Below are 20,747 nucleotides of genomic sequence, written 5' to 3'. Positions count from 1 at the left end.
TCAGCCTCCGAGCGCTGCGAGGTATTCGCTGTAGAAGAGGGCCAGCCCGATAGCCGACGCAATAGCCGCCAGCAACCAGAATCTGATGATGACCGTGGTTTCAGCCCACCCGGCGAGTTCGAAGTGGTGATGGAACGGTGCCATTCGGAAGACCCGCCGTCGGCTGGACCGGAACACCGCTACCTGGATCACCACCGACGCGGCCTCCGCGACGAACAGTGCACCGATGACGACCATCAACAGTTCCGTGCTTGTGGTGATCGACAATCCGGCGAGCATGCCGCCGAGGGCAAGAGAACCGGTGTCGCCCATGAAGATCTTGGCGGGTGCGGCATTCCACCAGAGGAAACCGATGCACGCGCCGGCGCCTGCCGCGCAGAGCACCGCGAGATCGAGCGGGTCTCGGACGTCGTAGCAACCCTTACCGGGATTCGTCTCGCACGAGTAGCGGAACTGCCAGAACGTGATGATGACGTAGGCGCCGAGAACGAAACTCATCGCTCCGGCGGCCAATCCGTCGAGGCCGTCGGTCAGGTTGACGGCATTGGACCAGGCGCTGACCAGTAGGTAGCAGAAGGCGATGAAGACCACGGAACCGAGTGAGACGGTGGCGATGTCGCGAACGTACGACAAATGAACACTGCCCGGAGTCAGCCCGTCGTCACCGCGGAACTGCAGGGCCAAAATTCCGAAGGCAATGGCAGCGACGAACTGGCCGACCAGCTTCGCTGTCTTGTTCAGTCCCAGATTGCGCTGCTTGCGGATCTTGATGAAGTCGTCGAGGAAACCGACTCCACCGAGCGCGGTGGTCAGACCGAGAACGAGTAGGCCGGACGCCGACGGTCCCTCCGCGTTGTCCATGCCGAGACCGATGAGGTGTGAGCCGAGATAGCCGGCCCAGATTCCGGTCAGGATCGCGACGCCGCCCATCGTGGGAGTGCCGCGCTTGGCCTGGTGACTGGCTGGACCTTCGGTTCGGATCTCCTGCCCGAAACCTTGTTTCGAGAACGCCTTGATCAGGATCGGCGTGAGCATGATGGAGACCGCCAGCGCGATGCCTGCGGCGAGAAGAATCTGGATCACTGCGAATCCCCGCCGTTCTCGCCATCGGTGTTCGCGTCACCGGTGTTGTCGCTGGGCGTTGCGGCCAGAATCGCTTCGGCGACCGTCCACAGTTCAACCGACTTGGACGCCTTCACCAGGACGAGATCGCCCGGTTCAAGTTCCGCTTCGAGAATGGCGATTGCCGCAGCTGCGTCTGGCACGACGACGGACTCGTCGCCCCACGACCCCTCCATCACCGCACCTTGATGCATCGCACGCGAGGTGCGGCCCGTTCCGACGACGATCAACTTGCTGACATCGAGTCTGACGGCCAGGCGACCGATCGCGTCATGCTCGACGACCGATTCCGGCCCGAGTTCACCCATCTCACCGAGCACAGCCCAGCTACGGCGACCGAAGTGCCGATCCGATCGCGCCATGGACACCAACGCTTTGAGCGCAGCGCGCATGGAATCGGGATTTGCGTTGTAACTGTCGTTGACGACGGTGACGCCGTCGGCGCGCTCGGTGACTTCCATCCGCCTCGCTGACGCTGCCTTCGTGCCCTCGAGGACACGAGCGATGTCTGCAACCGCGAGGCCGTTCTCGAGTGCGACGGCCGCAGCGGCAAGAGCGTTGCTCACGTGATGTTCGCCGTGAACGGCCAGGCGAATACGCGCAGAACCCTGTGAACAGTTCAGCGTGAAGGAAGCCCGGGCCTGGTCGTCGACAACCACGTCGGTAGCCCGAACGTCGCAGTCTTCCGACTGACCGACGAATACGATCCGGGCCTTGGTTCGACTCGCCATTGCGGCGACCATGCGGTCGTCGGCGTTGAGGACCGCAACTCCACCGTCGGCTGCCGACGGGAGTGCTTCCACCAGTTCACCTTTGGCGACCGCGATCGCTTCACGCGAACCGAATTCACCGAGATGGGCGGTGCCGACATTGAGAACGACGCCGATCTTCGGCGGCGCGATCTTGGTCAGTTCGCCGACGTGACCGACCCCACGGGCCGACATCTCGAGGACCAGGAAGCGGGTCTTCTCGTCGGCGCGGAGCACAGTCCACGGCAAACCCAGTTCGTTGTTGAACGAGCCTGGTGGGGCGACCACCTCACCGCGCTCGCGAAGCAGCGCCGCAATCAGGTCCTTGGTCGAGGTCTTGCCTGCCGAACCAGTGACACCGACCAGCGTCAGCCCGCCCCCCGAAGCCGACCCCTCTGCTGCCAGTTCGTCGACCACGGCCCTGGCCAGGAGGCCGAGGGCATGCAAGACGGCAGCCCCGGATCCGTCTGTGTCATGTTCGAGCAACATCACAGCGCTCGGACCGTCGTTCGGTACCGACGGGACAACTATCGCCGGAACCCCGACCGGCCGCGCTGCTAGCACCGCCACCGCACCGGCGGCCACCGCCGCTTCCGCATGGTCGTGACCGTCGACGCGTGCGCCGGGGAGTGCGAGAAACAGTCCACCTGGACCAGCCTTGCGCGAATCGAATTCGACGGTTCCTGTCACCTGAGTCGACGGATCGTCGACGTCATGCAGGGTTCCTCCGACGATCTCGGCGATCCGAGAGAGCGTCATCGGGATCATTGCTTGCCTCCATGTGCTGTGTTGATCGCGAATCGGCCGATCATTTCGCCCAACACCTCGCGGTCGTCGAATGGGTGTTTGACCCCGTCGATTTCTTGACCCACTTCGTGGCCTTTGCCTGCCACCAGTACTACGTCGCCTGGCTGCGCCCACCGGACTGCTTGCTCGATCGCGAGCGCCCTGTCCCCCACTTCGCGAATCTCGCCGCGTTCGGATTCGGGAACGTCGATGGCGCCTTGCATAACCGAAGCGCGAATTTTCGCGGGATCCTCGGTGCGCGGGTTGTCGTCGGTGACGATCAGCAGGTCTGCGCCCCTCGCACCAGCTTCGCCCATGAGGGTGCGTTTGCCGGCGTCGCGGTCCCCGCCCGCACCGACGACCACAGCCACTCGGCCGGGAACCTGATTGCGCAGGGTGGCGATCACGGCTTCGAGCGCTGCCGGTTTGTGGGCGTAGTCGACGACTGCCAGGAAGCTCTGCCCACGGTCGATCCGCTGGACCCGTCCGGGGACATCCACCGTTCCGAGTGCTCGAACAGCAGCGTCCGGATCGAGTCCGGCCGCGAAGCTGACAGTCAGTGCCAAGGCTGCGTTGGCCACGTTGTATCGACCGGGGAGGCGAAGCGAGACGGGCCACGATTGTCCGTCCGGTCCGACCAACTCGAAGGTCTGCGAGCCGTCCTCGGCAACCTGGACGGCGCCGACCTTCCACTCGGCCTCGGCCGTCGAGGTCGAGACCGTGGTCACCGCATCGCTCTCGTCGGTCGCGGCCAGCTCAGCCATCCGTCGACCCCATACGTCGTCGACGCAGACGACGGCATGCTCGGCTCGCACCGTCGACTCGGGATCGAACAGCCGAGCCTTGGCCTGGAAGTACTCCTCGAAGTCCCGATGGAAATCCAGGTGGTCCTGCGAAAGATTGGTGAACGCGCCGATGTCGAAGCGGATGCCGTCGACGCGTCCGAGAGCGAGCGCGTGACTGGACACCTCCATGACGACGGTATCGATCCCCTGCTCTGCCATCACGGCGAACAGCGCATGGAGTTGCGGAGCTTCCGGCGTGGTCAGAGCGCTGGGTACTCGGCGGCCGTCGATCCGAGTCTCGATGGTGCCAACCAGACCGGGCTTACGGCCGGCTCCGGCAATCGCCGCTTCGAGCAAGTACGACGTCGTCGTCTTGCCGGATGTGCCGGTAATGCCGACGACCTGCATCTTCTCCGATGGCCGGCCGTAGATCTCCGCTGAGATCTCACCGAGCACATCCCGCGGGTTCGGATGAACGAGAACCGGGACGGACCGGTCGGGCGCCTTGCCGGCGGCCTCGATCAATTCGAGACCGGCCTCGTCGGTCAAGATCGCGGTCGCACCGCGCCCCAGAGCGTCGACGGCGAACTGAGCGCCGTGCGTCCTGGCACCGGGCAGAGCGGCGAAGAGGTCATCGGCCACGATTCCCTGCGCACGCAGGTCGACGCCCTTGACGACGACCTCCGACGACTGTGATCCCGGTTGCCCGACCCATTCGAGGCGAGCCCCGGACAGTTCGGAGAGCGCCGTGATCGCGGTAGCAACCGGTTGTGTCGGACGCGTCCCGGGAGCGCCGTCCGAGTTCGACGATTGCAAACGATTCGGCACTGTCACTCGACTCCTGGCAATTGTCGTTGTTCTATCGCGGTCGTTGTTCTATGGCGGTCGCAGCGCAAGCAAAGTTCGGCGTACTGCGATGAATGAGGTTACTGCGACGTTTGAGATTACCGTGTCCGGGATTCACCCGAAGACCCTGTCGAAACCGACACACCGCAATCAGTCCGCCTGCAACACCAACTTGCGACCGGGGTCCGGCGACATCGGAACGCTGTCACGCTGCAGCATCCACGACGCGATGTTGTGGAACAACGGTGCTGCCGATTGACCGCCGCCGCCGTCCACACCGCGAACCGGTGCGTCGAGCATGATTCCGATCACGAATCGGGGGTTGTCCGCGGGCGCGATTCCCGCGAAGGTGATCCAGTAGTTGGAGTTGGAGTAGCACTTGCACGCGGGATCCACCTGCTGCGCGGTGCCGGTCTTTCCGCTGACCTGGTATCCCTCGACGCCCGCGGCAACACCAGTTCCTCGCTGGTTGCCGGTGTCTTCCTGAGTGACCGACCGGAACATGTCCCGAACCGTCGACGCTGTCTGGGCGCTGACCACCTCGACACCCTCGGGCTGCGGCGTCTCGGTCCGAGTGCCGGAAGAATCGACAGTCGACTTCACGATTCGCGGAGGAATTCGCACACCGTCGTTGGCAATGGCCTGGTACATCCCGGTCATCTGCAAGGTTGTCATCGAAAGACCCTGCCCGATCGGCAAGTTCGCGAAGGTTCCGCCGGACCACTGATCGCGACTCGGGACGCTGCCGGCGCTCTCGCCGGGAAGTCCGACGTCTGTGCGTTGTCCGAGGCCGAACCTGTTCAGCATGTCTGCGTAGCGATCCTCGCCCACTCGCTGAGCGAGCATCAAGGTGCCGACGTTCGAGGACTTTCCGAACACACCGGTAGAGGTATACGGGGCCACACCGTGATCCCACGCATCCTTGACTGTGGCACCGGACATCGTGATGCTGCCCGGGACTTGCAGAACTTCGTCCGGAGTTGTCTTACCGTCCTCGATGGCCGCTGCTGCGGTGACGATCTTGTTCACCGATCCGGGCTCGAACGGCGTACTGACCGACGGATTGCCCATTTCGGCTGTCGGCGCGTTCTTGTCGATGCCGATCGCGGGGTTGAAGGTGCTGTCGTTGGACATGGCCAACACCTGTCCCGTCTTGGAGTCCATGACCACAACCGAAGCATTCTTGGCGCCCGACTTGTCCTTGGCGATCTGGACCTGCTGCTGAACGTAGAACTGGAGGTCCGAATCGATGGTCAGCTCGACACCCGAACCGTTGACGGCCGGTTGCTTGTCACGCCAGCTACCAGGGATCACAGCGCCGTCGGAACCGCGGTCGTACGTTTCGGATCCATCGGTTCCGGCGAGCGTGGAGTCCATCGAATCTTCGAGGCCGAGCAAACCGTGCCCGTCCCAGCCGGTCGCGCCGACGAGATTCGCCGCCAGAGAGCCACCGGGGTACTCGCGGATGTCCTGTCGCTCGAGGCCGACCTCCCGGAACTTGTCCGAGATCTCGGCAGCAACCGCCGGATCCACGCTGCGGGCGAGGTACGTGAAAGTCTCGTTGCTGTTCATCTTCTGAAGCAGATCTTTTTCCGGAACGGTATCGCCGAGCTTGGCGTGGATCCCGGCGGCGATCTCGGCGAGGCGATCGCTGACTTCCGGCGCCTGCTTGTCACCCTCGGCGCCCTGCTCGATGCTCTTGGCGCGCGCTTCCTCGAGTTCTTTGCGTACTCGCACCGGCTGAAAAGTCAGCGCCTTGGCTTCCATGGTGAACGCGAGGGGGTTTCCGTTGCGATCGGTTATCGAGCCGCGTACGGCCGGATCGACCTGCGTCGTGGTTCGTTGATTCGCAGATTCCGCAGCCAGGCTCGGCGCATCGATTCCCTGAATCCACAAGAGCTGCAATGCCGCAACGGCGAGCGCACCACACATGGTGATACGACCGACTCGCTGACGAAACGGAAATGAGGCAGTGGCCGAGCGGCGCGGACGCCGACCGGGGTTGTTACGGGAGTTCTGACTCACCGACGTTCCTCAGGCGGAGCAGGCACCGCCGTCGTGGTGGCGGGTGCTGTCGTCGTGGGGATCACAGGAACCAATTGTTCACTCTGCGCGAGGTTTCGCGTGTTATTCGGAACGCTCGGCGTGGCTCCAGGAACAACCGGCGTTGTGGTGCGCGGCGGTGTCGCGGTCGGTGCGGGCACCGATGTGGGCGCATCGAGCGGCGGCATCGCGCCGGCAGTCGCGGGAGTCGGCGTTCCGACGACCTCGACCGAACCATCCGGATGAACTACCAGACGTGCAGGGTCCTTGGCGGGGACCATGCCGAGAGCGCTTGCCTGATTTGCCAACTCCGGAGCCGAGTTACGCGACTGGAAGTCACGTTCGAGCGCTGCTTTCTGCTCGACCAAAGACTGGTTGTATGCACGTGCATCACTGAGTTGGTACGAATCCTCGGCAGCGCGAGTGGTCAGCAGCAGAGTCACCGCGAGACCGATGGACAGAAGTCCGATAACGGAGGCCACGAACGGTACCCGCCCCTTGAGCATCGCCCGAGGAGAGATCGACGGGCCGACAGCAGCGGCAGTTCCGGTCCGGCCTGCCGCCCGTGCGGTGCGCTTGTCGTATGCGCGTTGCGCTGCACCGGATTTGCCCTGACGACTCATGCCCGCCTCCTGGAAATGCGTTCTGCGGCACGCAAACGCACCGGAGCTGATCGTGGGTTCTCTTCGATTTCCTGCTCAGACGCACGTTCTGCGCCACGGGTGAGAATGCGGAACTCCGGGCCCATACCCGGCAACTCGACCGGTAGACCTTCGGGACTGGTGGACTTCGAGCGGGGAACCAACTCCGCCTTCACAACTCGATCCTCGAGCGACTGGTAGGACATGAACACCACTCGCCCACCGACTGCCAGTGCATCGAGCCCGGCAGGAACGGCCGCACGAAGCGAATCCAACTCGGCATTGACTTCGATCCGCAGCGCTTGGAAGGTGCGCTTGGCCGGGTGTCCACCCGTACGCCGCGTGGCCGCCGGGATTGTTCGGTACAGCAACTCGACCAGAGCTGCACTGGTGGTGAATGGTTCACGCTCACGCTGCCGAAGGATCTCGGACGCAATCTTTCCGGCGAACCGCTCTTCGCCGTACGTGCTCAGAATGCGAGCAAGGTCGCCGTGACTGTAGGTGTTCAGGACCTCTGCCGCGGTCAGCCCGACCGTCTGATCCATCCGCATGTCTAGAGGGGCGTCGATCGAGTACGCAAAACCTCGGTCGGCTTCGTCCAACTGCATCGACGACACACCCAGATCGAAGAGGATCGCGTGAACCGACTCCGTCGACGGCAGACCTGCCTGTTCGAGCGCGTCTTCGATCCCGTCATACGTGGTGTGCACGAACGTGGTTCGGCCCGCGAATGGCGCCAGACGCTCGGAAGCGATGCGGAGTGCGTTGGTGTCGCGATCGAGACCGATGAGGTGAAGGCCCGGGTACTTGCCGAGGAAGAATTCGGAGTGGCCACCGAGCCCCAACGTCGCATCGATCATGTATGCGCCTTCGCCACCGTCACCGACGGCGGTGATGGCAGGGCCGAGAAGATCGTCGGCACGATGCAGAAGTACGGGGACGTGCGCGAAGCCATCGGCATCCGAGGGTTCGTTCACCTCGTGATCCACCATGATTGCTCCGGCTCCTACTTTCATGATTTCCGATGACTTTTCGAAAAGGTGCTGACTTTCCGAGAAGGCGATGACTGTTCGAGAAGGCGAATGCTTCGAGGTCCCTGCCCGAAGGAGAACCTGGCGCTGGGGAAGTGCGTCAGGGTCTTTCCGGGCAGAGGCCTCGCGGCATTCGCCGGGGGCTCTTCGCCTAGACGATCTCGCTGAGAGATTCGCCTGTTGCCTGCGAATAGTCCTCTTCGTTGTCTCCGAGATACCTCTCCCAGGCTGCTAGATCCCAGATCTCGAGGTAATCGACGGAGCCGGTCACTACGCATTCCTTGGACAGGTTTGCGTAACGCCGATGATCAGCCGAGAGGGTGATTCGCCCCTGGGCATCGGCGTGCTGTTCATCTGTACCGGCGGCCAGGGCACGTACATACGCCCGAGCTGCCGGATCATTGCGTGGAGCTGCCGCTGCCTTTCGAGCAAGCTTGACGAACTCGTCCCGGGGGTAGATGGCGAGGCTGTGATCTTGACTCTTGGTGATCATCAATCCTCCTGCCAGTTCGTCTCGGAACTTTGCCGGCAACGTGAGCCGACCTTTGTCGTCGAGCTTCGGCGTGAAGGTACCGAGGAACACTCGACACCTCCTGCGAGCTTGCGCTGAAACCCTCCCTATCGAGCGGATCGTGCTTCAGCTCTCCGCCCGAACCCACAGTACCCCACTTTCCCCCACAAACAAGGAGCACATGGTCCCTATTCAGCATCATTTGCTGATAAATAGCAGGTCAGCGCAGGTGGGGATACGTGGGGGAAATTTGCAACCGTGTCCCGGCCCACACTGCCGTCATATCGACCCTTCACGCCACGATTTGTCGCTCCCCCAGACAAAATCGCAGTACAAGCGCGGTTTTCGAATAGACGTGAGCGGGACGAGGTCTGGTCGTGCGTTGCAGTTCGACCAGGGTGGAGGAAAGTGGAGGGCCGAGTGGAGCGAAGTGGAGGAAGCCCGCGAGCTTGCCTAGGGGCGACCGTGGGTGGCGAGTGATTCGCTCGCGCGTCACTGATTCACTTCGATGGATTGCCGGCACACACGTACAACACCCACACCAACGGCGTGTGGCGGTCGGCAACTTTGGTTGCCGACCGCCACACGTGTGGTCGTCCGTGCCCTACAGAGGGCGTCATGTCCGAACTGCACCACTCTCGAAGTACGCCCGAAGAAGGGCGGGAGAGCTAGTCCTGCTCGAACCTGCGTTTGAATCGATCTTCCATCCGCGACGAGAATCCGCCGCCGGACTTGCGGCCGCGTCCCCGCCCGGATCCACCGGCACTACCCCTACCCGGCGGACCGGAGGGATGATTGCCACCTTCGGAAGCGGGTTCGGCTGCTGCTGCGGACTTGCGTCCACCACCCCAGAGGAACAAGACCCCTGCGCCGAACATGAACAAGAAACCGAACAGGCTGATGATCGGAAAACCGCCCGGCTTGAGCGGGAGGGCAACCCCCGCGATCAGCAGGACCAGACCCAGCACGAATAGAGCCGCTGCTTGGAACCGCCGTCTACTCGACGGCGCCCGCATACGGCCGCCCCTCACATTGGAGGCGAACTTGGGGTCTTCGGCATAGAGAGCGCTCTCGATCTGATCGAGCATGCGCTGCTCGTGCTCGGAGAGTGGCACGGTACCTCCCCCGGCACTGGAAGTTTGGCAACCACCCCACGGTGTGGGGCGGCGGGTAATCAAGTTGGACGATTACCTGTTTTCATAATACGAGCAGTTTAGGTCTCGGACCACCAACTCCGGGTACGAGTTCCGCCACAAGCGTACGTATTCGTGCCGAAGGGCCCCGATTCGGCTCCATTTGCCTGTGCGGACCAGGAAATTCCCCGGAAACAACTGCCAACACGGACCATTTGTTCACGACGCTCGCAAATGCTCGGACGCGTCCTGACCGATGAAATCTTCGACCGCCGTGAGAAAACGACCGACCTCGGCGAAGAATGCATCGGAATCGGAGTCCGTGATCACGATCGACACACCGGTTTCCACGGCCGCACGCGCAGCGGACCACCCCGCGAAGAACTTCGACCACGCTCCGAACGCGGGCGCTGCGGCGTCCATCAGAACCCACGCGTTTCCGCTTCGCTTGCGCTTCGATCCGGCACCGGCAGGAGCTGCGGCCAACACTGCCCCGGCACCACGTAGTGCTGCCAGATAGGCACACCGGAACCGGTCGGCAGGATCGCCCGCCCCAATCGCTTCCTCGAGAAGCGCATCCGCCTTCCTGAGGAGCCCCCACGCCACACCGGACTTTCCCACTTGCGCAGTGCGGTGGCTGGCGTCCGTCGCACCGAAGGACCGCTTCGCCGATATCGGCAATCGCGAGATTGCGGCATCCGACGGGCTCGACAACTCGGCCGGAAGAGTTCGTTGGCACTTCACACGATCAGGCTTTACATGCTCGGACATCGGGGCACCTCCTGCACCGTAAGGATCCAAGGCCAGGTGGGCCGGAGATGCCCGCTTCCCTTCGGGCATCTCCGGATCACCCACATCGAACATCTGTTCGACCTATTCAATATAACTGCACCCACCGACACGCCGTCAAGAGAAGAGGTGAGACCGGTCGACCCGCAGATCGCCTGGACACCACATACGGTCGACCTCGATCGTGAAGAATTCGCGAGTCGACTCCACGAGGCACTGGCCGTGTACGTCACTGCGATGGACTATCCGCGAGGAACCGAGTTCCATCGCGCACCCATGTGGCAGGAGCACGCGAACCGGCCTGGCTGGAAAGCCGTCGGCGCATTGGCGGTTCCCCAGCAACCGTCACACGAAAATCTGCCGCTGGTGGGGATCGCTTACGGGTATCGCGGGAGCCCGGACCAGTGGTGGCATCAACAGGTACTGCACGGGCTTCGGCGCTCGGGTCGCCCTCAGAGCGAGATCGACGCGATTCTGAGCGACTACTTCGAACTCACCGAACTCCACGTGCATCCGAACGGTCAAGGTCACCGATTGGGCGAATCGCTCTTGCGCCACCTCCTCGTCGATCGAACCGAACGCAGCGTTCTGTTGTCGACACCTGAGGTGTTCGACGAGGACAACCGAGCCTGGCGGCTGTACCGCCGCCTCGGCTTTCGCGACGTGCTCCGCAGATTTCGTTTTGCCGGCGACAACCGGCCATTTGCGGTCCTCGGCCGTGGACTGCCGCTGTGAGCGCATTTCTCGACGCCGTCGTCGTCGGTTCCGGACACAACGCGCTCGTTTCGGCCGCGTATCTCGCACGCGAGGGTTGGTCGGTCGAGGTTCTCGAGAAGGACACGGTTCTCGGCGGTGCCGTCTCGACCGTCGAGCGATTTCCCGGATACAAGGTGGACCGGGGGTCGTCTGCACACCTCATGATCCGACACAGCGGCATCATCGAGGAACTCGGACTCGGCGCGCACGGCCTTCGCTACATCGACTGTGACCCGTGGGCGTTCGCTCCGCCCGCCCCTGGCACCGACGGGCCGGGCATCGTGTTTCATCGCGACCTCGATGCAACCTGCCGGTCCATCGAACGAGCTTGCGGGACAAAGGACGCCGACGCGTACCGGCGGTTCGTCGCGGTCTGGTCGGAGCGCAGCCGACACGTGATGAAGGCATTTTCCACACCGCCCACCGGATCGAACCTGATCGGTGCGTTCGGAGGACTGGCCACAGCGCGCGGCAACAGCGAACTGTCGCGGCAGTTCCTCGCGCCGGGCGACGCACTGCTGGACGAGTATTTCGACAGTGAGGCACTCAAGGCAGCGTTGGCGTGGTTCGGCGCCCAGTCCGGGCCTCCGATGTCGGAACCGGGAACCGCTCCGATGGTCGGCTTCGCGGCCCTCATGCACATCCTGCCGCCCGGGCGAGCAGTCGGAGGGAGCGGCGCACTGAGTGCTGCGTTGGCATCCCGGATGGCTGTCGACGGCGCCACCGTCGCGCTCGGTGACGGCGTGACGTCGATCCGCCGGAACTCGAATCACTGGACCGTCACAACCGAGAGCGGTCGAGAAGTTCACGCTCGCAAGGTAATCGCGGGTTGCCACATCCTCACGACACTCGATCTCCTGGGCAACGGAGGCTTCGACCGAACCACGCTCGATCACTGGCTGCGGAAGATCAGGGTCGGCCCCGGCATCGGCGCGGTACTGCGACTGGCAACATCTGCGCTCCCCTCCTACCGCGGCGACGCCACGACACGGGAAAGTACCTCGGGATTGCAATTACTCGTTTCCGATCGCGCCCACTTGCGCACTGCACACGGCGCAGCACTGGCGGGGGAACTGCCTCCTCGCCCTGCGGTTCTCGGAATGAGTTTCAGCGGAATCGATCCCACGATCGCCCCGGCCGGGCGGCATCAGGTGACACTGTGGTCGCAGTGGCAGCCGTATCGTCTCAGCGGACATCGCGATTGGGCGTCGGTCGCCGAGGCCGAGGCCGACCGGATCGTCGGCGAGATGGAGGCTTTTGCACCCGGATTCGCCGATTCCGTCCTCGACCGCTTCATTCAGACTCCCCGCGACATCGAGTCGGAATTGGGGATGATCGGCGGAAATGTCATGCACGTCGAGATGTCACTCGATCAGATGATGTTGTGGCGACCGCTTCCCGAACTGTCCGGCCATCGCGTTCCGGGAGCAGACGGGTTGTATCTGACCGGAGCCTCGACGCATCCCGGTGGTGGTGTGTCCGGAGCCAGTGGTCGCAGTGCCGCTCGAATCGCACTGTCCGACAGCCGCCGGGGTAAAGCGAGTCAGTGGCTGCGTCGTTCGAGCAGGTCGTGAAGGTCACCCGCCGAACTTCACCCGCCGACACGCCCCCGCCTCGATGACTGGCTACGCCACGGCTGGCACGATGACCACTGTGCAACAGTCCACCGATCCCGCCGCCAAGCCGACCAGTCGGAAACGCTTCCTGACGGTTGCCGCGCTCGCCCTCATGCTTGTTCCCTTGCTTGCCGGGTGCATCCGCGTGCAGGTGTCGATGGGAGTGTCCGCGAACGATCGTGTGACCGGACAGGTGGTAGCTGCCGCTATTCCGGCGAACGAGGCGGACAAGGGTCCGCAGCTGACCCCGCCTTCCTCGCTGGAGGACAAGATACGGGTTCAGGAATACAAGAAGGACGGATACGTCGGCAGCCAGGCGTTCTTCAGCGACTTGTCCTTCGGTGACGTCGCCCAACTGGGCTCGATGTATGCCGAGGGATCCGGGTCGTTCCAGATCACCCTCAAGCGATCCGGGGACACCGTCACGCTCGACGGCAAGGCAGACCTGAAGACGGTTCCAACTCAGGGCGCCGACGTCCAGGTCAGCATCGCCTTCCCGGCACGGGTCGGCACGACCAACGGAACACGAGACGGCGATTCCCGGGTGTCGTGGACTTTGCCCGCCGGCGAGGTGTCGACAATGCGCGCCGAGGTCAACTACGCGGACCCCAGCACCCGAAGCTTCGCCGGGTGGGCAGGAATCATGGCCGGACTGGCGCTCGGTGTCGCGATTATCGTCGGTGCAATGGCCTGGATGGCGCGCAATCGAGCACCGATCAAGCGCGCGCCCGCCGCGAAAGCACCGGCCATGAAGACGCCTGTCACGAAATCACCTGTCAGCAGGCAAGCTGACAACAGGAATCCGAAAAACACCACGAAGTAGCGCCTGGCGGTTGCCCCCTCGATTGGTGTCGAGCGGGGCAACCGGGATCAGACGGCTTGTGCTGTCCCGACAGAGGTGTCGGGGGTGAGACCGAGTCGCTCGAGGACCTCACTGGTGGCGCGCGCGAAGTTCAACGTGATGAAGTGCAGGCACGGAGCGCCTTCGGCGATCAACCGCTCTCCCATCTCGGTGGCCAGATCGATGCCGAGTTCGCGGACCGCTGCACGGTTCTCGTCCGGACCGCTTCCGGCCGCGGCGTCGAATCGGCGTTCGAGGGCGGGAGGCAACGACGAGCCCGACAGCTCGAGCATGCGCCTCACCGAGCGCAACGACGTCACCGGCATGATCTCCGGGATGATCGGCTTGGCGCCCTGTTCTGCGTCGTATGCACTCACCCGGTCACGGAGACGCAGGTAGTCCTCCACGTCGAAAAACATCTGCGTGATCGAGTACTCGGCGCCGGCACGCAACTTCGACACCAGGTACTTCGTGTCGTACGCCAAGTCCGGAGCGCGGTAATGCCCCTCGGGGAACGACGCGACGCCGACGTGGAAGTCGCCCAGGTCACGGACCATCCGCACGAGTTCCTCGGCGTACTCGACGCCTTCGGGATGCTTCTTCCACTCGCCGAGCGGATCGCCGGGCGGATCGCCGCGCAACACGAGGATGTTGCTGATGCCACGGTCGGCGTATGCACCGACCATGGCGCGAAGTTCTTCGGTGCTGTGCGAGACGGCAGTCAGGTGAGCAACCGGCAGCAGGGTCGTCTCCTCGGCCAGTTCGCCGGTGACGCGCACCGTACGATCGCGCGTCGAGCCACCTGCGCCGTAAGTCATCGAGACGAACGCCGGTCCGAGCCGCTCGAAGGTACGCACCGCACGCCACAGGCGCGCTTCGGCGTCAGCGTCGCGCGGCGGCGAAAACTCGACCGAGAACGGAATACGGCTACCTGTCGAGGAAGCGATCCGATCGACGATCGACGGTGTTCGGGTGGCCCACCCCTCGCTGGAGCGGCCCCTGACTGGATCGAATGTCACCGGTCAAGCATATGTTTTCCAGCCGCAAACAAGCTCATCGCCCAGGACCGCGTATCCCGAATGTCAGGATCACGCAGTTCACGGCCCGAACCCCCGTTGATTCCAACCCCCACTAAGCTGGGCCTCAAGCTCGCTTCCGTGTAACCCTCCGGCGCGAGAACATACCGATCTTGGAGGCCACCCTGTCCGCAGGAACCGCGCGCGTTGGACAGAGTTCGACCAACACCGCACCGCATCCGACCTCACTCGAACTGCCAGGCATGTTCGAAGGAGCGCTCCGCGACTTCTTCGATTCACGCCGCGAACTCGTCTCGAACATCGGCGGTGGATACGAGAAAGCCGTCAGCACCCTCGAAGCCTTCGTCCTGCGCGGAGGAAAGCGCGTCCGGCCCTCGTTCGCCTGGACGGGATGGCTCGGCGCCGGAGGCGACCCGAACGGGAGCGACGCGGAGGCGGTGATTCGTGCATGCGCGGCCCTCGAACTGGTGCAGGCCTGCGCGCTCGTCCACGACGACATCATCGACGCATCAACGACCAGGCGCGGCTTCCCGACCGTTCACGTCGAATTCGAGGACCAGCACCGAGGCGAGGAGTGGAGCGGCGACTCCGCGCACTTCGGCGAGGCCGTCGCCATTCTTCTCGGCGACCTGGCCTTGGCCTGGGCTGACGACATGATCCGAGAATCCGGGATCAGCCCCGACGCGGCCGCACGAGTGAGCCCGGTCTGGTCGGCAATGCGCACCGAGGTGCTCGGTGGCCAATTCCTCGACATCAGCAACGAAGCCCGCGGAGACGAGACCGTCGAGGCAGCCATGCGGGTCAACCGTTACAAAACCGCCGCGTACACGATCGAACGCCCCCTGCACCTCGGCGCCGCACTGTTCGGTGCAGACGCCGAGTTGATCGATGCCTACCGGACGTTCGGCACCGACATCGGGATTGCCTTCCAACTTCGCGACGACCTGCTCGGTGTCTTCGGAGATCCGTCCGTCACGGGCAAACCGTCGGGCGACGATCTCATCGCCGGCAAGCGGACTGTCCTGTTCGCGATGGCGCTTGCCCGCGCCGACGCCGCAGATCCGGCGGCAGCAGAACTGCTCCGCAACGGAATCGGCACCCAGTTGACCGACAACGAAGTCGACACTCTGCGTCAGGTGATCACCGATCTTGGCGCCGTCACCGACGTCGAAACGCAGATCGACACCCTCGTCGAGGCAGCTGCGAACGCCCTCGACTCGAGCACGGCAACGGCCGAGTCCAAGGCTCGCCTGACCGATATGGCGATCGCGGCCACGAAGCGAAGCTACTGACCGTGGCAGACGTGCACCGCACTCGAACCGTCAGCTCGCCGACCGATCGAGTCGTGATCGTCGGCGCGGGACTTGCCGGACTGTCTGCGGGGTTGTATCTGCGTGGCGCCGGCCGCGACGTCACGATCCTCGAGAGCAACGGCTCGGTCGGCGGGCGAGTCGGTGTCTACCAGGGCAGTGACTACAGCATCGACAACGGCGCAACGGTGCTCACGATGCCCGAACTCGTCGAAGACGCTCTTGCGGCCGTCGGCGCCGACCCCGACTCGACAAACCCCAAATTCGTTGTGCACAAGCTCGATCCGACGTACCACGCGCGATTCGCAGACGGCACCGCTCTCGATGTTCACGCCGACCCCGAAGACATGGCTGCCGAAGTCTCTCGTGTCTGCGGGCCGGAAGAAGCGCAGCGATACCGTGCGTTGCGGCGATGGCTGAACCGCATCTTCGACGCGGAATTCGACCGCTTCATGGACGCCGACTTCGATTCTCCCCTCGGACTGGTCAATTCGCGTGAAGCAGTCAAGGATCTGAGCCGACTCGTCGCACTGGGAGGATTCGGGAAACTGGGCGGGCAGGTGGATCGCAAGATCCGCGACCCTCGCCTCCGGCGGATCTTCACTTTCCAAGCGCTGTATGCGGGAGTTGCTCCGTCTCGAGCCCTCGCGGTGTACGGGGCGATCGCTCACATGGACACCTCACTGGGCGTCTACTTTCCCGAGGGCGGGATGCGCACGATCGCCGAGTCGATGGCCGACGCTTTCACCGAGGCCGGCGGAATTCTGCATCTCGGCCGCACGGTCGAACGACTCGAGGCGAGCGACCGTCGCGTGCGTGCCGTACACACACGCGACGGTGAGAGCTACGACTGTGATGTCGCAGTCCTCACCCCCGACATGGCCGTCACGGACTCCCTCTTGCGCCCGCATACGCGATTGCGCCCGCGACCGGTGCGGGCATCGCCGTCCGCGGTCGTGATTCACGGCACTGTTTCTTCAGCCGTCGCCGACGGATGGCCCGCGCAGCGACACCACATGATCGACTTCGGCGAGGCGTGGAAGCGCACCTTCGCCGAGATCACGGCACGCCGCGGCCGCGGGCAATTGATGAGTGATCCGTCACTGCTCGTCACCCGACCGGCGCAGACCGACCCGAGCCTGGCCTTCTCGCGAGACGGCCGGATCCGTGAACCGCTGTCAGTCCTCGCGCCGTGCCCGAATCTGGACAGTGCGCCGCTCGACTGGGCAGTTCTCGGCCCGGCCTACGTGCGTGAAATCATCCTCACGCTGCAAGAACGTGGCTATACGGGACTGGTCGAGGGGTTCGATATCGATCACGTCGACACCCCGCAGACCTGGCTCGAGAAGGGCATGGCCGCGGGTAGCCCGTTCGCGGCGGCACACACCTTCACCCAGACGGGGCCGTTCCGACGCAAGAACCTCGCCCGCGGCTTCGACAACGTCGTTCTCGCCGGATCGGGAACCGTTCCGGGGGTGGGAGTACCGACCGTTCTGCTGTCCGGCCGGCTCGCCGCCGAACGTATTACCGGTACACGCGAGCGAGCCAGCGCGGTGGGCACTCGTGCGAGCAACTAAACTAGCCCCTCGTAACCGACCATTCATCCACGATTCACCGACTCGGGCGCTGCATGCGCCGATCGACACCGATCTCCTCGGGGGAGGAACCTGCACCGATGACGTCCTCTGCCGCAGCCACTGAAAGACCGTGGCACCTAAGGGCCGCCAATTTCCTTCGGACTCCCGAAGGTCACAGTGCACTGCTCGGTTTCTTCGGCGCAGTCATGATCACGTTCGGCGGATTCGGTGCCGGTAGCGTCCGGCGCCAAGATCCGCTGCTCGAGTCGATGCATCTGTCCTGGCTCCGTTTCGGACACGGATCGATTCTGTCGGCGGCCATCGTCTGGATCGGTGTCCTGTGCATGATCGCTGCCTGGGTTCGACTGGGCCGCTCGACTCTGCGCGGTGACGTCTCGTTGCGCGGCCTGCGCTACGTCGTCCCGGTCTGGACGTTTCCGCTGCTGTTCGCGGTGCCCATGTTCAGCCGTGACGCCTACTCCTACCTGGCACAGGGCGCCTTGTTACGCAACGGCTTCGACCCGTATGCCGTCGGCCCCGTCGTCAATCCGGGAATCCTGCTCGACAACGTCTCCAACGTGTGGACGACGACAACTACCCCGTACGGCCCGGTTCACCTTCTCCTTGCCGACGCCATCGTTCGGCTGACCGGCGAGAACGTCATCGCCGGCACGATGCTGTTGCGGATCACGATGCTGCCCGGACTCGCCCTGATGATGTGGGCCGTTCCCCATCTCGCGACGAAGCTCGGCGGAAACACCTCGATCGCCCTGTGGCTCGCAGTACTCAATCCCCTCGTCCTGATCCACCTGATCGGCGGCGTTCACAACGAGATGCTCATGGTCGGCCTCATGGCCGCGGGCATTGCGCTCGCTCTCGAACGCAAGCACCTGTTCGGAATTGGGCTGATCGCACTCGCCGTCGCGATCAAGGCAACCGCGGGCGTCGCACTTCCCTTCATCGTCTGGATCTGGATGATCCACGAGCGGGAGGACGCGGCCGCGGCCGGGCGAGAACCGGCGTCACCGATCCGATCGTTCGTCAAAACGGCCGGTGCAGGTTTCGCGGTATTCGTGGCGGTACTCGGATCCACCTCACTGATCGCCGGAGTCGGCCTCGGCTGGACGACCGCACTCTCGGGTTCGGCAAAGATCATCAACTGGCTCTCGCTGCCCACGATCGTGGCGCACATCGGAACCATGGCCACCTCCTGGTTCGCCGGTGACCATTTCAACGACATCCTCGAAGTCTCCCGGACCATCTCGGCGGTTGTGTTGATCGCGATCATCGCCGTCGTGTGGTGGCGCTACCGCAAGACCGAGCGCGACGCCGTCATGGGCATCGTGATCGTAATGGTCGCCATCGTCGTTCTATCCCCCGCAGCACTCCCCTGGTACTACTCCTGGCCGCTGGCAGTAGCGGCCGGTTTCGCAATGTCGCCGACGACTCTCGCAGTACTGACAGGGCTGTCCACCTGGCTGATGCTGGTGTTCCAGCCTGACGGATCGATCGGCCTCTACACCTTCCCGCATGTGGCTCTGGCCATCGTCGCTGCCGTGATCGCGGCTATGTCCTTGCAGACGGAAGACCCACTCAGACTTCGTGGACGCAAACACGAGAAGCCGATCGAAATGACGTCAGCCGCCTCGGCGCCCTCGACGTCAGAATCTGCGTGATCCGCGTGTCATGAACGCATTGTCTGCGTCCTATGAATTCTGCGAGGACGTGACGAGGGAACACGGCCGAACGTACTTTCTGGCCACTCGGTTGCTGCCCGAGCCTCGACGCCGCGCAGTTCACGCTCTCTACGCATTTGCTCGCGTCGTCGACGACGTCGTGGACGAACCCTCGGGTCCGCATGAACGAGGCACGGTGCTTGCCGACGTCGAACGTGCAGCCGTCACCGCACTCGACAACCCCACTGCGACAGGTGGCTTCCCGTCGACGGTTCCCCTCGACCTGACACGCGTACTCCCTGCCTTCGCCGATGCTGTGAAGACGTTCGACATTCCGCGTGCATACTTCGACGCCTTCTTCGAGTCCATGCGGATGGACGCCCCCGACACCGCGAAGTTTCGACCCGTCTACAACACGATGGACGAGCTTGCCGAGTACATGTACGGCTCCGCCGTCGTCATCGGTTTGCAGATGCTCCCGATTCTCGGAGTGAGCGTTCCGCAGCAGGAAGCTGTAGTGCCCGCGTCGAATCTCGGTGAGGCGTTTCAGCTGACCAACTTCATCCGCGACGTCGGTGAAGACCTCGACCGGGGACGTCTGTATCTCCCGGCGGGCGAGTTCGCCGCATTCGGGGTCGACATCGAGATGCTCGAGCACGGGCGCAGAACCGGAACGGTGGACGTTCGGGTCAAGCGCGCGCTGGCACACTTCATTGCCGTGACGCGGGGGCGGTATCGGTCCGCCGAATCCGGCATCCCGATGCTCGATCGGCGGGTCCAGCCGTCGATCCGCACGGCTTTCGTGTTGTACGGAGCAATTCTCGACCAGGTCGAGCGCGCCGACTTCCGGATACTGCATCGACGAGTGTCCGTTCCCGGACGCACGCGACTTCGAGTCGCTGCGCCGGGTCTGGTCCGGTCGGCAACCTACGCGGCGAAAAACCGCATGAGGTGAGTTGTCAGAAGGCCGGCATCTCAGAAAGCCATGGCCTGTGCGCGGCGGATGACCTCACGCGCGAGATCCCCATGCAGTGCGTCCACCGGGCGCCCCGGCAGGGAATCGTCGGCCAGGAACAACCAGCGGAGGATTTCGATATCGGTGTAGCCGCCGTCGTGCAGCACCGCCAGCAGACCGGGCAACCACTTGACGATCTGGCCGTCCTCGCCGAAGAACACTTCGGGGACACCGAGAACGCCATGCCGCTTGACTGCGATGATCTTGTGATCGCGAAGCAACTGGTGAACCTTGCTCACCGGCAACCCGACGTTCTTCGCCACATCCACCAGCTGGAACAGGGAAACCGAAGAATCCAGGACATCATCACAATAAGGAATCGCGCTCACCGCGAGAAGTTTATCCGGTCCGGCGAGCCCGCTGTGTACCGCCCGGTGCAGTGCTCGAAACCGCCGCTCCGCTTGGGTCACAGCGCTCTGTGACGTTCTCGAGACTTCCGCGTCGGTATCGCTGGCTACGATGGACGGGATGCGGCGTATCCGT

Annotated in this window: 18 protein-coding genes; 7 read left to right on the top strand and 11 right to left on the bottom strand. The window is 63.7% G+C overall.

The window, feature by feature from the left end; genetic code table 11:
• The 9 genes from mraY to H351_RS15300 form a co-directional block, all read right to left on the bottom strand.
• A complete protein-coding gene (mraY, locus tag H351_RS15340; protein ID WP_003941699.1) occupies positions 1-1,083 on the bottom strand; it encodes a phospho-N-acetylmuramoyl-pentapeptide-transferase in 1,083 nt (360 codons plus the stop codon).
• Entirely contained in the window at positions 1,080-2,639 is a 1,560-nt protein-coding gene (locus H351_RS15335) for a UDP-N-acetylmuramoyl-tripeptide--D-alanyl-D-alanine ligase (protein ID WP_020908074.1), read from the bottom strand. The genes mraY and H351_RS15335 overlap by 4 nt, the downstream gene beginning before the upstream one ends.
• Positions 2,636-4,270 (bottom strand): UDP-N-acetylmuramoyl-L-alanyl-D-glutamate--2,6-diaminopimelate ligase, encoded by a 1,635-nt coding sequence (locus H351_RS15330; RefSeq protein WP_021344563.1) that lies wholly within the window; start codon positions 4,268-4,270, stop codon positions 2,636-2,638. The genes H351_RS15335 and H351_RS15330 overlap by 4 nt, the downstream gene beginning before the upstream one ends.
• 168 nt (positions 4,271-4,438) lie before the next feature.
• Positions 4,439-6,313: a peptidoglycan D,D-transpeptidase FtsI family protein gene (locus tag H351_RS15325; protein ID WP_020908076.1), complete on the bottom strand. Its 1,875-nt coding sequence runs from the start codon at positions 6,311-6,313 to the stop codon at positions 4,439-4,441.
• Complete coding sequence (ftsL, locus tag H351_RS15320) at positions 6,310-6,954, bottom strand: cell division protein FtsL (RefSeq protein ID WP_020969859.1); 645 nt, start codon at positions 6,952-6,954, stop codon at positions 6,310-6,312. The genes H351_RS15325 and ftsL overlap by 4 nt, the downstream gene beginning before the upstream one ends.
• Complete coding sequence (rsmH, locus tag H351_RS15315; RefSeq protein WP_029255554.1) at positions 6,951-7,964, bottom strand: 16S rRNA (cytosine(1402)-N(4))-methyltransferase RsmH; 1,014 nt, start codon at positions 7,962-7,964, stop codon at positions 6,951-6,953. The genes ftsL and rsmH overlap by 4 nt, the downstream gene beginning before the upstream one ends.
• A gap of 190 nt (positions 7,965-8,154) precedes the next feature.
• Positions 8,155-8,586 carry a division/cell wall cluster transcriptional repressor MraZ gene (mraZ, locus tag H351_RS15310; RefSeq protein ID WP_003941779.1) on the bottom strand — a complete coding sequence of 144 codons (432 nt, stop codon included), beginning with the start codon at positions 8,584-8,586 and terminating at the stop codon, positions 8,155-8,157.
• 596 nt (positions 8,587-9,182) lie between these two features.
• Complete coding sequence (locus H351_RS15305; protein WP_019748880.1) at positions 9,183-9,629, bottom strand: DUF3040 domain-containing protein; 447 nt, start codon at positions 9,627-9,629, stop codon at positions 9,183-9,185.
• Between the two features lie 237 nt (positions 9,630-9,866).
• Positions 9,867-10,418 (bottom strand): SAV_6107 family HEPN domain-containing protein, encoded by a 552-nt coding sequence (locus H351_RS15300; protein WP_228117852.1) that lies wholly within the window; start codon positions 10,416-10,418, stop codon positions 9,867-9,869.
• A gap of 147 nt (positions 10,419-10,565) precedes the next feature.
• Between H351_RS15300 and H351_RS15295 the strand changes: the two genes are divergently transcribed.
• The 3 genes from H351_RS15295 to H351_RS15285 all read left to right on the top strand — a co-directional run bounded on the left by H351_RS15295 (position 10,566) and on the right by H351_RS15285 (position 13,631).
• A complete protein-coding gene (locus H351_RS15295; protein WP_029255555.1) occupies positions 10,566-11,171 on the top strand; it encodes a GNAT family N-acetyltransferase in 606 nt (201 codons plus the stop codon).
• Positions 11,168-12,766, top strand: coding sequence for a phytoene desaturase family protein (locus tag H351_RS15290; RefSeq protein ID WP_029255556.1), 1,599 nt, complete (start codon positions 11,168-11,170; stop codon positions 12,764-12,766). Before H351_RS15295 ends, H351_RS15290 begins: the two co-directional genes overlap by 4 nt.
• Before the next feature lie 70 nt (positions 12,767-12,836).
• Positions 12,837-13,631 (top strand): LppM family (lipo)protein, encoded by a 795-nt coding sequence (locus H351_RS15285; protein ID WP_153210984.1) that lies wholly within the window; start codon positions 12,837-12,839, stop codon positions 13,629-13,631.
• A 47-nt stretch (positions 13,632-13,678) separates the two neighbouring features.
• Here the strand turns inward: H351_RS15285 and H351_RS15280 are convergent, their stop codons facing one another.
• Positions 13,679-14,668, bottom strand: coding sequence for a methylenetetrahydrofolate reductase (locus tag H351_RS15280; RefSeq protein WP_003941803.1), 990 nt, complete (start codon positions 14,666-14,668; stop codon positions 13,679-13,681).
• 170 nt (positions 14,669-14,838) lie between these two features.
• Here H351_RS15280 and H351_RS15275 point away from each other — a divergent pair, with 170 nt between their 5' ends.
• The 4 genes from H351_RS15275 (at position 14,839) to H351_RS15260 (ending at position 20,204) form a co-directional block, all read left to right on the top strand.
• Entirely contained in the window at positions 14,839-15,978 is a 1,140-nt protein-coding gene (locus H351_RS15275) for a polyprenyl synthetase family protein (RefSeq protein ID WP_021344573.1), read from the top strand.
• Positions 15,979-15,980: 2 nt separating this feature from the next.
• The gene (gene crtI, locus H351_RS15270) at positions 15,981-17,573 is read left to right on the top strand and encodes a phytoene desaturase family protein (protein WP_029255558.1); all 1,593 of its coding nucleotides are present in this window, start codon (positions 15,981-15,983) and stop codon (positions 17,571-17,573) included.
• A 98-nt stretch (positions 17,574-17,671) separates the two neighbouring features.
• Positions 17,672-19,249, top strand: coding sequence for an alpha-(1->6)-mannopyranosyltransferase A (locus H351_RS15265; RefSeq protein ID WP_020969867.1), 1,578 nt, complete (start codon positions 17,672-17,674; stop codon positions 19,247-19,249).
• A gap of 10 nt (positions 19,250-19,259) precedes the next feature.
• The gene (locus H351_RS15260) at positions 19,260-20,204 is read left to right on the top strand and encodes a phytoene/squalene synthase family protein (protein WP_029255559.1); all 945 of its coding nucleotides are present in this window, start codon (positions 19,260-19,262) and stop codon (positions 20,202-20,204) included.
• Between the two features lie 20 nt (positions 20,205-20,224).
• On the opposite strand, the gene H351_RS15255 is transcribed toward H351_RS15260, so the two are convergent.
• Positions 20,225-20,593 (bottom strand): Rv2175c family DNA-binding protein, encoded by a 369-nt coding sequence (locus tag H351_RS15255; protein WP_020969869.1) that lies wholly within the window; start codon positions 20,591-20,593, stop codon positions 20,225-20,227.
• Between the last annotated feature and the right edge of the window lie 154 nt (positions 20,594-20,747).

Source organism: Rhodococcus erythropolis R138, assembly GCF_000696675.2.
GTDB classification, from domain to species: domain Bacteria; phylum Actinomycetota; class Actinomycetes; order Mycobacteriales; family Mycobacteriaceae; genus Rhodococcus_F; species Rhodococcus_F erythropolis.
This window is presented reverse-complemented; position numbering and strand designations above follow the sequence as displayed.